We start from the raw sequence: 13,302 nt of genomic DNA, 5'->3' as shown, positions 1-13,302 counted from the left end.
TCGATTAACCGGTAATACCTATAGACTTACTTTGATTTAACGCAATATTACCCTTGATGTTTACCCATGTCAACAGGTTTTTTTGCAAAAATGGCAGCTGAGCCGATGAATTCAAGGCCTTTATTCCTCGCTCTAATGTAGGGAAAAATTGGATTGACTCCCAAAAAAATCATTGATAAGATAGAATCCAACGTCAGACGATAGGGTTAAAACAAAATCAACCGGACCTCCGGAGACATGTGCAGGGCAAGCAGTCATGTCTCTTTTTTGTTTTTAAAGCAAAGGAGTGGTTTATATGAATACCGCAGCCCGTCCTGTGAAACAAACGGCATCATCTTCCTATGTTCCTGTACTGGTCGTTGTGATCCTCGGATCGTTCATCTCGATTTACAATATTTGCTCTATGAACGTCGGCATCCCCTCCTTCATTCGTATTTTCAACTCTGACCTTGCGACTGCCCAATGGCTAATGACCGGATTTACGCTGACGGCAGGGGTCATCACTCCCATTACCGGATACCTTGGCGAGAAGTTCAGCAACAAAAATTTGTTTTTGTTCTCGATTGCCGGGCTTCTTGTGAGTTCCATTCTTTGTTCGATTTCTTGGAATATTTATGCCCTGATCGTATTCCGGATGCTGCAGGGCATCTTTTGCGGATTAATTCAACCTGTAACGCTTACGATTATTTTCCAGGTCACACCGAAACCGAAACAGACGATGGCCGTCAGCCTTTGGTCGGCATCCACCATTCTGGGTCCTGCCCTTGCGCCCACGATCAGCGGGTGGCTGATGGAGCATCAATGGCCATGGATGTTTCTGGTGCTCATCCCGCTATGCCTGTTGACGCTGCTGCTCGGCTGGAGGACGATTCCTTTCCAACGCGGGAACGTGCCCAAGCGTTTGGACGGCTGGGGGTTGGCTTATGCTGTGGCAGGGAGTCTTGCGCTGCTGACATTCTTCACGAATGTGTACAGCTGGGGCTTCGCCTCCGGAGCTTCCGTATTGTTTCTGAGTATTGGCTTATCGGCGATACTTTTGTTTGTTATTCTTGAACTGAGAACGAAGGAGCCTCTGCTGCAGCTGCGGCTGTTCCGCAACCGGATCTTCACGGCAAGCATCACCGTTTCCGCCGTGCTCATCGTGGGCTTGTACTCGGGAATTTATTTTATTCCGTTATATCTTCAGGAAATTCATCAGATGAGTCCTTCCCATGTGGGTCTGCTGCTTCTGCTGCCGGCGCTGACTCTCGGTGTCGCAACCATTGCGGCCGGACGCTGGTATGATCGGGTCGGACCGCTTCGACTGGTGCTCGCAGGCGGTTTCCTGGTGGTGTTCGCCTCGTGGATGTTTAGTTTTCTGCAGCTCGATACCAGCTACACGTACGTTGCGGTTTGGATGGCCGTCCGTTACATAGGCATCGGCCTTTCGCTGACCCCTGCGATGAACGCCGGAATGCAAGCCGTGCCGCCGGAGCTGTATGGCCATGCTTCGGCATTGATCAATTGGTTAAGACAAATTTTCGGGGCGTTGGCGCTGGGACTGTTCACCTCCATCTTCTATGCCCGGATGAATACCCATACGCATGTTTTGCAGCATACGGCTGCCGACGAAAGCAGCAGATGGATACATCTGACCGCCTATACGATGAGCATTGATGATGCATTTTTGTTCGCGGCCGCATTTTCGTTTATTGGGCTGCCGCTTGCGTTCATGCTTCGCACGCAGCGGTTCGGCACAGCCAAGAAAAACGCCTGACCCATACGGACACACGATGCGAATCAATAAAAAAAGCAGGGGTGTTTATGCATCCCTGCCCCCATGCTTTGTCATTATATGATCTCCCATGGCATACGTTGTATAGAGCGTAATGATTCTCCTTGGGAGAGGAGTACCCGGACGGAAGAGCCATCTATTTAAAGATGGAGGAGATTGGTATGAGTCTTTCAGAGCTTATCCAATTGCTCTTGCTCATTGTGATGATCATTGATCTGAACAGGCCGGGAAAATCATAATGTTCCGGAAAATGGAGGCACTCATTAAGAGATGCACTCCTTTTTCTGTTTTGGGACTTCGCCCATTTTGCAAGCACTAACCCGTTCTCTTGAATAAAGTGTACTCATGAAGGAGTGAGTGCGTTGATTCAAATCACCATTGCCGCAGTAGGAGATCTGTTAATGAAAAGCAGAATCATTGCCTCGGCCAAACAAGCTGGCGGCTATGCGTTCGATCCTATCTTTAAACACGTTAAACCTTATTTAACAAAGCCCGACATTACGATTGGGAATCTGGAAACGACGTTTTCCGGGAATAGGCGCCCGGGAGCTGGCGGAAAACAGCCGAAGGGCCGTGCCCCACAAGAGCGAAGGAATCCGAGAACGGGCTTTCCCCTATTCAACTGTCCTGACGAACTGGCATCGACCCTTAAAAACATCGGCTTTCAAGTGTTGACCACCGCAAACAATCATTGTATGGACGGGGGAGCAGCTGGTTTAAAAAGAACATTAAACGTCCTCGACAAACATGGTTTAAAGCATACCGGAACTTTCCGTTCCCCCGCAGAATCCAGACGGCATCTGATTTTACGGGTGAAGGGCGTAAAAATTGGAATTTTGAACTATGCCAAAGGGACAAACTCCATCACCGTACCGAAACCGTGGCTTGTCAACCGAATCGCCTTAAAGAAGATCATTACGGATATCCGCAAATTGAAAAATAAAACCGATTTTCTTATTGTATACCTTCATTTCGGGCAGGAGTACCGGCCTTCCCCCAATAAAAATCAAAAACAATTGATGCATGCCTTATTTAAACAAGGTGCGAATGCGGTTTTAGGGGCGCATCCCCATGTGCAGCATCCTATAGTGATTTACAAAGTAAAAGATATCGACGGTCGTGTCAGAAAGCGGGTCGCCGCATCGTCATTAGGCAATTTCATCTCAACCCGATTGAAAAACAATGCGAATACAACCCGGGGAGTGATCCTGACCATGACTTTAACGAAAAATAACAGAGGAGTAACGGATCTCTCCAGAGTCGATCGTTTGCCCACGGTGGTCCAACGCAAAAAAGAAAAAGGGAAAACGGTCTATCGGGTTGTACCGATCGTCAAATAGTAGAACCGGCGCATAGGACGCTAACAGTAAAGTGTGAAAATCAGCCTTAAAGCCGCCTCACGACTGCTTCTCCATCGCGCCCTTCACCTCCGAATGCCTGCTGTGCCCGTCCTGGTGCCTCTCCCTTTTCTCCGTTTTTACGGACAAAAGCAGCATGATCACGGCAAGTGCCGAACACACCCAGGCCATTGCATGCAACGAATCCGTAGCCATCCGGATGCCGAAGAAGGCCGCCAGTATGCTCGATGACAAGATTGTACCGATAAACCGGGAAGTCATGAACAGCCCGGAAGCAATCCCCGTATTCGCACGGTCTATATATAAATAAAGCGCCGTCTGCAGGCCGAGATTATGGAAGCTGCCGCTCATGCCGAAAAGCGACAGAACGAAAAAAATCCACCCCGAATCGGCTTCATCACCCACCGTCTGCATGAATAAGGTGGCCGCAATGACCAAAATAGCGCCAAAGATCAAGGGAGAGCGGGAACCGCTTCGATCAATCCATCGCGCCGCCAGCGGATTGACGAGAATGCCGAAGGCAGCCAGCCCGAGCATGATCGTGCCGACTTGCTGACTGTCGAAATGCCTGACCTGCTGTAAATAGGAAGGAAAGCCAAACATGATCGCATAGTAAATCGCATTGACCAAAATAAAGTGAATATATATCTGGCATACAGCCGGATGACTCCGCAAAAATTTGACATCGATGAACGGCTGCTGATGCCGTGCTTCAAACCGGTAAAAAAAGACCGATCCAATCGTCCACAATACCAGCCAATGCCAGCCAATGCGCTCCGGCAAAGACAGTAAAAACAGCAGCAAGACGAGAATCAGCGAAGAAAAAAGGGCGATTCCCCAGCCATCCAGTCGCAGCGCCTCCCTTTTGTTGGGAGGATCGCCCGGCATATATCGAAGAGCCAGCAGGAACGATACAACGATCACCGGAAAATTGACGAAAAAGATCAAATTCCAGTCCCCATAATAAAGCAAATACCCGCTAAGGGTGGGGCCAATTGCGGCCGATGTCGTTGCAAAGATGGATAGCACGCTGAGCGCCCTGGCCTGATTGCCGGTAATTTCGTTACGGATCAAGCCCATGCCGGCCGGATGAAGAGAGGCGCTTCCCCAAGCTTGAATGATCCGAAAGCCGAGCAGCCAGCCATAACTGGGGGAGAAAGGCGCCAGCAAAGAAGCTGCCGTCACCATGAACAATCCAAGCATAAATATACGTTTGCGCCCGTACATATCGCTTAATTTCCCCATCACCGGCTGACCGACTGCGCTTGCTATATAATAGGTAGAGATTAACCAGGACAGCTCGGAAAAGGTTAAATCGAAATCAGCCTGAATCCGGCTGAGCGCGACGGAAATCATCGTTGTATTCAATGGGTTAAGAAGTGTGCCAAGGGCAACGGCGGAAATTAACAGTAGCTGCCGGCGTGTCATCGTCTAAAAGCTGGTGCGAATCTTCATCGGACGCTTGGACAAATGACCGGACTTTTCGGGCTGAAACAGACCAACGAGCGGCAGTTGCTCTTGATCCGGCAAAGGCAGCAGCCGCAGCTTATCTGTTAGCAACACTTCGATCGGCGATGGTTTCATAAATGATGTTCCTTTCCGGTTTAATAGCGCATTAACTCCAGGTGTCGCCCACGATGCTCTCGCTTAAAGGCCGGCGTCCATTAGGCAGCTCCCGGTCGCGGAAGCTTTCGTGAAGCGTCTCTTTTCCTCCCGGATATCCCAGCGCAATGACCGCATGCAGCTCGAAGGTGTCGGGAACCTGCAGTTCCCTGCGGGCCGCCTCCTTGTCGAAGCCGCCCATAGCGCGGGTCGATAAACCGAGCAGGGACGCTTGCAGCGAGAGAGCTGCCCAAGCCGCCCCTGTATCGAACGAATGAATCGGTTGCGGATCCCCGTTTTCTTTCACCCTGGTGGAAGCAATGACAATAAGCACAGGAGCCTGGTCGGCCCAAAGCCGGTTATTCGGAAAAAGAAACGATCGAATTTGCTCCAGCTTCTCCTCCGTATTAGCCACAATAAATCTCCATGGCTGCAAATTGCTGGACGACGGTGCCCACCGGGCCGCTTCCAGCACCGTATACAGGGTTTCATCGGAAACCGGTTTACTCAAATAGGAGCGGGCCGACCAACGGTTTAAAAATAACGGGTGAACGGGATAATCCGCCGTTCGGTTTGCCTTCACTTCCTCCAACAGCTCGTTGTTCTTCCAATCCGCTTTTATGCTCATCGTCATCCATCCCCTTATTCATTTAATGATCCAGTCGTTTAAATCAAAGTCCCGGGCCGCCAGTTGCTCCTCGACCAAAAACTGCTTCGTCCCTTCCATCAGCTTTAAGCCTTCTTCCGTAAAGGCCTCGGCTTGAATTTGGCTGATCGGATGTACCTGCTTTACCAATTCAACGGTGCTGTTGTACACTTGAGCGACAAATTCATAGTATTTTTCTTCATTCGCCAGCAAGTCCTCATACGCCTTCTGACGGGCTTCATTCCAGACTTTAGGGAATTCGGGGAACTTTTGCAGATACTTCTCCGTCACAACCGTAGCACTTGTTCCAAGAAGCTCGGGATTTTTCACCGCATCGTCAAGCAGCGGGTAGCCTTGTTCGATCTGTTTTAATGCATACACCCCGGTATTGGTCATCGCATCAATCTCACCCCGGGCTAATGCCGCTTCACCGTCCGGACGGAGCAAATGAACGATATTGACATCGGTAATGTTATGCTTTTTCAACAAACCGGCCAAAAAACGGTGATGGAATGACCCTTTTTGCGTAGCCACTGTCTTGCCTTTCAAATCCTCCAGCTTGGCAGGACCGCCCTTTTTGGCAATCAAGTAACCAATGCTGCCGACGGTTCCTTGAGAGATCAGCCTTGTCGGAGCATCTGTCGAACGGGCGATAATCGCGGGCGTATCGCCCAAACTGCCGAAATCCAAGCGGCCGCTAATTAACGATTCCGTCTGGTCAGGCCCATTCGGAAAGCCGGTAAAGGTCACTTCGGTAATGCCATGCTTCTTCAACTCTTCCTGAATAATGCCCGTATAGAAGCCCCAGCCTTCGGCGCCGCCCGGCAAATTGAGCTTGTTGCTGCCGATATAGCCATAATTTAATGTGGCCGGAATCCCGGATGCCCCCGGCTCGCCCGAGGCGCTGTCGTCACTGACCGTACCGCAAGCTTGCAGCCAGATCAAGGAAGCGACGATCATGAACAATAGACCGGAATGCCGCATTTTGCGGCCTGTTTTGATTTTCCTGGCGCGTATCATTGAAGCTCCCCCTTTTTATATCCTTATAGATGGTGCAATCGCCCGACCCACTAAACGAATCATGGCCCTCTCCGCCATCCTTCTTCAATGTGCGTTAAGGTATCGCCCTTTTCGCCAATTGATACATATACTCGTGCGCTGACACCGGTTTGCGGCCCGGCCCCCAGCCCACCTTCTCGCGATAGCTTCCCAGTATACCACCCTGCTCCAGTGCCTCCTCGCTCGCGCTGACCGGCTTATCAAACTCGGGATCGACATAGATGGCATCGGCCGGGCAGTACAGTTCGCACATAAAGCAAGTTTGGCAATCGTCCTGTCGGGCAATGACCGGGATGCCGCCCTCCACGCGGTCAAATACGTTGGTCGGGCACACCGATACGCACTGATTGCATTCAATGCACCGGGATTCGCTGATTATTTCAATCAATGCAATACAGCCTCCTTATTCACCGGCGACGTTCTTACCCACACCTGATCCAGTCCTCCGCTGACGAGCCGGTAGCGCTGATTGCTGTCCAGCTCCGGGAAATCCTCGCGCTTATGCATCCCCCGCGTTTCGGTGCGGACCCTGGCCGACTCGTACATCCACCGGGCAGTAGCCGTCATAGCCGCAGCTTCGCGGGCTTTGACTGCATCGATGTTCAAAGCAAGGCTATCCTTGTTGATTTCTTTCCACAATTGATCAAGACGTCCAAGGGAATCGCCCAGCCCCGCATCCGTACGGAACAAATTGCGGTCGTACGGAGTTACCTCCTCCTGCACGGCGCGAATATGCCCGGCCGTCTCCGATGGTTTCGCCGCATGGCCGTGTGCCGATAACGGCGAAGAGGACAACCCCTTCAAATTGCGGCGAAGCGCATGCGTACCCGTGCGCCGTACATAGTCTGCCGCTCCCTTGCCGGCGAATGTGCCTGATGACATGGCCCATGCCGCATTGTGGCTGCCTCCGCCGGTAAACCCTCCGCAAATGAGCTGGCGCGTTGCCGCGTCACCCGCTGCATACAAGCCCGGCGCTTTCGTGGCGCAATATTCATCGACGATTTCGATGCCTCCTGTTCCCCGTACGGTTCCTTCCAGCCGCAGTGTGACGGGAAACCGTTCAGTGAACGGGTCGATGCCCCTCCGGTCAAACGGCAGGAAGAAGTTCGTCTGTCCCACGCGCAGCAGCGGCTTAACATCCTCCGGCGCCTGATCGAGACGCGCGTACACTTGACGATTTTGCAGCAAATTGCGGGCAATCACCGAGCGACCGCGTGTCGAACCGGCCCCCTCCACTACCGTACCGTCCTCATAATAAAAGGTGGCATACCGGTAATACGCTGTCTTGGTCACCGATGAGAAGGTCGGGGCAATCGCATATGCATTGGAGAATTCCATGCCGGACAGTTCGGCCCCCGCCTCGGCAGCCATCAAGTAACCGTCGCCGGTCAGTACGTTGCAGCCCAGCGCCTTGCTCAGGAAAGCACAGCCTCCTGTCGCTATGATGACGGCTCCTGCCCTGACGCTCCACGATTCCCCGGTTTGCGTTCTTACTCCGACCGCGCCGCCGACGCCGTGCTCATCGGCCAGCAGCTCCAGCGCCGGGCTATGATCCAGAATGCGCACGCCGGCCTTCTTGACGAGCTTGCGCATCAGCTTCATGTATTCCGGCCCCTGCAAGCCTCTGCGGTAAGGGTTGCCTTCATCGTCGGTCGGAAATGGATAGCCCCATTCGGAAAGCTTGTTCATATTTTCGTAGGTTTGATCCAGCACCCGGTCCATCCAATCGGATTCCGCCAGTTGCCCGCCCAGGCCATAACGGCTCTGTTTGGCCTCTTCCCTCAGCTTGGCGTCAGGACTGACATACCATACACCTGTTCCGGACGGTGCCGTCGCCCCGCTCGTGCCGCAGTACCCTTTATCCGCCAGGATCACCTTTGAGCCGGATACCGCTGCGGTCAGTGCCGCCCACGTTCCGGAGGGACCTCCGCCGATCACCAGCACATCCGTCTCCAATTGCAAATCCGTGCTTTTCCATGCTTCGCTCAATGTGTTGCCCTCCCCGAAAATAGAATTGAAAGTTGTTTGCCGTCTTGTCCGGCCTTCAAGCCGGTCAGCCCTGAAAGCTGTCGCGCCACTGCAGCAGCGACCGTTCCAATAACCGCACAAATGAATCCACGAGCTTGCCGACGATCGCAAAAATGATGATGCCGACAAAAATGAGCTCTGTACTCGACGTTTGCTTGCCAAAGTTGATCAGGAATCCGACACCCGACTGCGATCCGATCAGCTCGGCCACGACGAGACTGAGCCAGGAAATGGCCAAAGACAGCCGAAGACCCAGCAAAATATGCGGCAGCGATGCCGGCAGGATCAGCCGGACAATTTGTTTGAACCGGCTAAATTCCAATACATGCGCTACGTCAAACATTTTATTGTCCACACTGCGGATGCCGAGAAGGGTGTTTACATAGAGCGGAAACAGCGCCCCCTTGGCAATAATCAATATTTTCGATGTCTCCCCGAAGCCAAACCACAAAATAACCAGCGGAGCAATCGCCAAATGAGGAATCATTCGGAACATTTGCATCGATGGATCCAGCACGTTCTCCGCATTCCTCGACAGCCCGGTTATGATGCCAAGCAGCAAGCCGATGCTTCCTCCAATCGCAAAGCCTGTCGCCGCCCTCCCCAGACTGATGGCCAAATGCTCGGTTAATTCCCCCGTAACAGCCAATGTTCTAAATGCCTCGGCAATCATAAGCGGCGTCGGCAAAAAAAACGTCGAGATCAGACCTAAATCCCCGAGCAGTTGCCAAGCCACCACGATCGTTACGGGCAGAATCGCTCCGACGATCATCCGGTTCCATCGTTCTTTCCATTTGGCGTGGATCAGCCCTCTGTCGGTCTTGCCGACGCCGCTGACCGGCTTGGAAAGCGCCTCCGCCTGATGACTCATACCAGCAACCTCCTGACTAAAAAATGCAATACGTTATTTGCCTTGAAAACTATCGCGCCACTGCAGCAATCGCCTCTCCAAAAAACGTACCAGTGCATCCGCCAAATAACCGACCAGAGCAAAAATAATGATACACACAAAAACGACCGACGTTCGTGAAAATTGTCGTGCATCCGACATCAAGTAGCCTATGCCGGACGTAGAGCCCATCAGTTCCGCCACCACCAGACCAAGCCAGGCGACACCGAGCGAAAGACGAACGCCAAGCAGCAGATTCGGCATCGCTGCCGGTATGACGAGACGGATGATTTGCTTCAATTTGCTGAATGAGAGCACCTTCGCCACTTCAAACAGCTTATTGTCCACATTGCGGATACCTAGAAAAGCATTAATGTAAATCGGAAAAAACGCGCCCTTGGCGATAATGAGTATTTTGGATGTTTCTCCGAGACCGAACCAGAGGACGAATAACGGAGCGACAGCCAGATGAGGAATCATCCGAATCATCTGTACAGTCGGGTCCAAGGTTTTTTCCACGCTGCGCATCAGACCTACCGCGATACCGAACAGCAGCCCGAGGCTGCCGCCCAAGGCGAAGCCGGCCGCGGCCCGGATCATGCTGATGCGCAGATGCTCCCACAGCGCGCCGGAAGCGATCAGTGCAATGAATGAATCCGCAATCGTCAGCGGGGTTGGAAACAGCAGCCGGGAAATGAGTCCAATCTGTCCGAGCAGCTGCCAAATCACAAGCACCAGCGCGGGGAGCAGCGCGCCGACCAGCAGCCTGCTTCTGCCGCTATGTCCAAGCCGTATTTTATTGCGCCACCAGCCTGTTTTTGACGGTAATACTTCGGTCGTGCGACTCATAGCCTGACTCCTTTACCTGTTTTAAATGCCGGAGCTGTCGATCAGTTCAAGCTCCTCGATCTGTTCAAACTCATTCATTACTTTGAAACGGATTTCCTGAAACGAGATGCTCGATTTCTTACGCGGAAACGGCAGATCCACCGTAACGACGCTGCGGATCGAACCCGGCCTCGGCTTTAAAATAACGATCCGATTCGCAAGAAAAACCGCTTCGTCGATATCGTGCGTAACAAAAATCATCGTCGTCCTGTTCTTTTGCCAGATGTCGAGCAGCACCTCTTGCATGTGAGCCCGGGTGAACGCGTCGAGCGCCCCGAAGGGCTCATCGAGCAGCAATACTTTCGGCTTGCGCAGCAGCGCTCTGGCAATAGCAACCCGCTGGGCCATCCCTCCGGACAGCTCCCGCGGATACGACTTTTCAAAGCCTGTCAGCCGGACCAGTTCAATGAGTTCATCTACCTTGCGGCGCACTTCCGGATTTTTTAACGACAGGTCAGCGGCGATATTTTTTTCGACCGTCAGCCAAGGGAACAAGCGGGGCTCCTGGAATATAAAGCCTTTATCAATACCCGGCCTGCTAATCGGCTCTCCATCCAGCGCGACCTCTCCGTCGTATTGAAGATCAAGGCCGGCGATAATTTTGAGCAGCGTGCTCTTGCCGCAGCCGCTCGGCCCGATGACGGTGATCAATTCGCCCTCTTTAATGTTCAGGTCGATTTGATGAAGCGCATGGACGGGGCCTTTATTCGTCTGAAATGTTTTATTCAGCTTCGAAATGTTCAGCAGCGGGATGCTCATCTTCTGTTTTCTCCTCTCTTACGGTTTGTCATTAAAATTTGCCGGAAGTATTCGGTCGATAAACGGCGTTTGGTCCATGGCGGCCAGCTTCGTTCGTCCGGGCCCCCAGCCGATCGTCTTTCTCCAGCTTCCCAATATGCCGGAAGCGATCAGTTCCTGCTCCTCCACCTTCACCTTCTCATCGGCATATGGGGCAACGTACAGCGCATCGGCCGGGCAATACGCTTCACAAATATAGCACGTCTGGCAGTCCTCCTGCCGGGCAATAACGGGGGTATCGTCCGGGCCCAGGTCAAACACATGGGTCGGGCAGACTTTGACGCATATACCGCACTGCACGCAGCGGTCGGCACTGACCCATTCAATCATCGGATCTGCACCTCCCTTGCCGCTCCGAACAGACCGCTGTCCGCAGCCGGCTGGGCATATGACCCGGGCACCTGGTCAAACCGGGTCTGAATTTCATCCAGCCCCGACACAATCAACCGGCGTTGCTGATGGGGATCAGCGAAGGGATACTCCGCAAGCGTGTGCATTCCTCTGGTTTCCGTACGGGTCAACGCTGCGGTATACATCCAGCGGGCGGTGGCGATCATCGCCGACGCTTCTCTCGCCCGCACCTTCGCCTGTATCGATTGCGGAGCTTGCGCATACGTCTGCCGCCACAGCCTATGGAGCCTTTGCAGCGATTCGCGCAATACGGGAACGCTGCGGAAATAATTGATTTCGAGCGGAAACACTTCGCGCTGCACCGCCTCCACCAAATTGGACGTATCCGCTTCCGGACGGATCGGACCGCTGTCGGGCTCAATCCCTGATCGTCCCGCCGGTTTCAGATGGCGCGCAGCCGCTGACTTGCCTTGCGTGAGCGCATGCCTCGCTGCGCCTTCCCCTGCCCAACTGCCCGAGCAGATCGCCCACGATGCGTTGAACGCTCCGCCGCCGGATTGTCCCCCGGTCACCCGCTCCCTTGTGGCCGCATCGCCTGCCGCATACAAGCCGTTCACCGTCGTCGAGCAATCGTCGCCGACGATCCGGATCCCGCCTGTTCCGCGTACCGTACCTTCAAAGCGAAGCGTGAGCGGGAACCGCTGCGTGAACGGATCGATGCCGGCGCGAAGGAGCGGAAGAAAGAAAATGGCGTGCGAGCTTCGCAACATGTTCCGTTTCTCTTCAGTATCTGCCTGGTCGAGTACGGCATATACCGGACCCTTGCTCAGCATCTTCGGCAAAAAATCATGAGGACGCCGGGTTCCCGGAGTGTGCAGTATCGTTCCGTCCTCCGCGCTGAAGGTAGCCCAGTTTAACAGCCGTCCGCGCGTATTGGTGGCAAAGGCGGCGCTTGGCGCATACTGCCTGCTGAACTCCATGCCGGAAAGCTCGGCGCCGAGCTCGGCGGCCATCAGCAGTCCGTCGCCGGTCAAGACGTTGCAGCCAAGCCCTTTGCTCAAAAAGGCGCAACCGCCGGTCGCGATGACCACGGCGTTTGCCCGCACCTCCCATGTACAGCCATCCAGCCTGGAGATGCCTCTGGCGCCACCGACGCCATGCTCATCGACCAGCAGCTGCAGCGCCGGCGATTGATCGAGAATGCGAACACCCGCCCGGCTGACCGCACGGCGCATCAGCCGCATATATTCGGGACCTTGCAGATGATCCCGCATCGGGGTGCCGTGCTCATCGCGGGGAAACGGATATCCCCAGGACTCGACCAGTTCCAGCCTTTGATATACCAGGTCCAGTACACGATGAATCCAGTCCGGTTCGGATAAGAAGCCGCCCCCCTTCATCCTCTGCTGCACAGCCTGCTCCCTAAGCTCGCGGTCCGGCGGCAGGTATAATAAATTCGTCCCGCCCGGTGCCGTCGCGCCGCTTGTGCCCAAATAGCCTTTATCCGCCAGGATAACGCTCGCCCCTTGAGCAGCCGCGCTCCATGCCGCCCATGCACCGGCCGGCCCCCCGCCGATAACCAAAACATCCGCGAGCTGTTTGCCGTCTTCTACACTTTTGTTCATCAGCCCGCCTCCTCACGGCTTCAATGTAACCTCATCCGGCTTCCCGGCCGCCGCTGCGGCCGACGATGACTGCCGCTCTTCATAAGCCTCCTACCGGTTAACCGCTTTGGCGTATTGTCCTCGCCCTGACGGCCTGGCCAAACCGAAATGCTCCCGTAAGGTCGTTCCCTCGTATTCCGTACGGAATAACCCTCTGCGCTGCAGCTCGGGCACAACCTTATCCACGAAATCTTCCAATGCACCGGGAAAATATGGGGGCATCACATTTAAACCGTCCGATGCGT

At 53.8% G+C, this 13,302-nt stretch carries 13 protein-coding genes and 1 pseudogene; 2 read left to right on the top strand and 12 right to left on the bottom strand.

What is annotated here, in order from left to right; all coding sequences use genetic code 11:
- Positions 1 to 295: 295 nt before the first annotated feature.
- Both IJ22_RS03720 and IJ22_RS03715 read left to right on the top strand, forming a co-directional pair.
- The gene (locus IJ22_RS03720) at positions 296 to 1,756 is read left to right on the top strand and encodes a DHA2 family efflux MFS transporter permease subunit (RefSeq protein WP_062407338.1); all 1,461 of its coding nucleotides are present in this window, start codon (positions 296 to 298) and stop codon (positions 1,754 to 1,756) included.
- A 380-nt stretch (positions 1,757 to 2,136) separates the two neighbouring features.
- The gene (locus IJ22_RS03715; RefSeq protein ID WP_082660656.1) at positions 2,137 to 3,114 is read left to right on the top strand and encodes a CapA family protein; all 978 of its coding nucleotides are present in this window, start codon (positions 2,137 to 2,139) and stop codon (positions 3,112 to 3,114) included.
- A gap of 57 nt (positions 3,115 to 3,171) precedes the next feature.
- On the opposite strand, the gene IJ22_RS03710 is transcribed toward IJ22_RS03715, so the two are convergent.
- From IJ22_RS03710 to IJ22_RS25595, 12 genes and pseudogenes are all read right to left on the bottom strand, one after another.
- A complete protein-coding gene (locus IJ22_RS03710) occupies positions 3,172 to 4,560 on the bottom strand; it encodes an MFS transporter (RefSeq protein ID WP_074727031.1) in 1,389 nt (462 codons plus the stop codon).
- Between the two features lie 3 nt (positions 4,561 to 4,563).
- Positions 4,564 to 4,716, bottom strand: a complete 153-nt coding sequence (locus tag IJ22_RS26235) for a hypothetical protein (protein WP_160327341.1) — start codon at positions 4,714 to 4,716, stop codon at positions 4,564 to 4,566.
- Between the two features lie 31 nt (positions 4,717 to 4,747).
- Positions 4,748 to 5,362 carry a nitroreductase family protein gene (locus tag IJ22_RS03705; protein WP_074727032.1) on the bottom strand — a complete coding sequence of 205 codons (615 nt, stop codon included), beginning with the start codon at positions 5,360 to 5,362 and terminating at the stop codon, positions 4,748 to 4,750.
- Positions 5,363 to 5,380: 18 nt separating this feature from the next.
- Positions 5,381 to 6,400 (bottom strand): ABC transporter substrate-binding protein, encoded by a 1,020-nt coding sequence (locus tag IJ22_RS03700; protein ID WP_062407332.1) that lies wholly within the window; start codon positions 6,398 to 6,400, stop codon positions 5,381 to 5,383.
- A gap of 94 nt (positions 6,401 to 6,494) precedes the next feature.
- Entirely contained in the window at positions 6,495 to 6,827 is a 333-nt protein-coding gene (locus tag IJ22_RS03695; RefSeq protein ID WP_062407331.1) for a 4Fe-4S dicluster domain-containing protein, read from the bottom strand.
- A complete protein-coding gene (locus tag IJ22_RS03690; protein ID WP_054817969.1) occupies positions 6,824 to 8,428 on the bottom strand; it encodes an FAD-dependent oxidoreductase in 1,605 nt (534 codons plus the stop codon). The genes IJ22_RS03695 and IJ22_RS03690 overlap by 4 nt, the downstream gene beginning before the upstream one ends.
- A gap of 64 nt (positions 8,429 to 8,492) precedes the next feature.
- The gene (locus tag IJ22_RS03685; RefSeq protein WP_062407329.1) at positions 8,493 to 9,338 is read right to left on the bottom strand and encodes an ABC transporter permease; all 846 of its coding nucleotides are present in this window, start codon (positions 9,336 to 9,338) and stop codon (positions 8,493 to 8,495) included.
- A gap of 33 nt (positions 9,339 to 9,371) precedes the next feature.
- Complete coding sequence (locus IJ22_RS03680) at positions 9,372 to 10,205, bottom strand: ABC transporter permease (RefSeq protein WP_062407327.1); 834 nt, start codon at positions 10,203 to 10,205, stop codon at positions 9,372 to 9,374.
- A 21-nt stretch (positions 10,206 to 10,226) separates the two neighbouring features.
- Positions 10,227 to 11,003 (bottom strand): ABC transporter ATP-binding protein, encoded by a 777-nt coding sequence (locus IJ22_RS03675; protein ID WP_062407325.1) that lies wholly within the window; start codon positions 11,001 to 11,003, stop codon positions 10,227 to 10,229.
- Positions 11,004 to 11,021: 18 nt separating this feature from the next.
- On the bottom strand, positions 11,022 to 11,372 hold the full coding sequence (locus IJ22_RS03670) for a 4Fe-4S dicluster domain-containing protein (protein ID WP_054817970.1): 351 nt from the start codon (positions 11,370 to 11,372) through the stop codon (positions 11,022 to 11,024).
- Positions 11,369 to 13,018, bottom strand: coding sequence for an FAD-dependent oxidoreductase (locus IJ22_RS03665; RefSeq protein WP_062407323.1), 1,650 nt, complete (start codon positions 13,016 to 13,018; stop codon positions 11,369 to 11,371). The genes IJ22_RS03670 and IJ22_RS03665 overlap by 4 nt, the downstream gene beginning before the upstream one ends.
- Before the next feature lie 90 nt (positions 13,019 to 13,108).
- Positions 13,109 to 13,300, bottom strand: a pseudogene (locus IJ22_RS25595) (LLM class flavin-dependent oxidoreductase); the annotation flags it as partial.
- Between the last annotated feature and the right edge of the window lie 2 nt (positions 13,301 to 13,302).

This window comes from Paenibacillus naphthalenovorans (assembly GCF_001465255.1).
GTDB lineage: Bacteria > Bacillota > Bacilli > Paenibacillales > NBRC-103111 > Paenibacillus_G > Paenibacillus_G naphthalenovorans.
The sequence above is the reverse complement of the archived record's forward strand: the minus strand, read 5'-3'. Positions and strand labels throughout refer to the sequence as shown.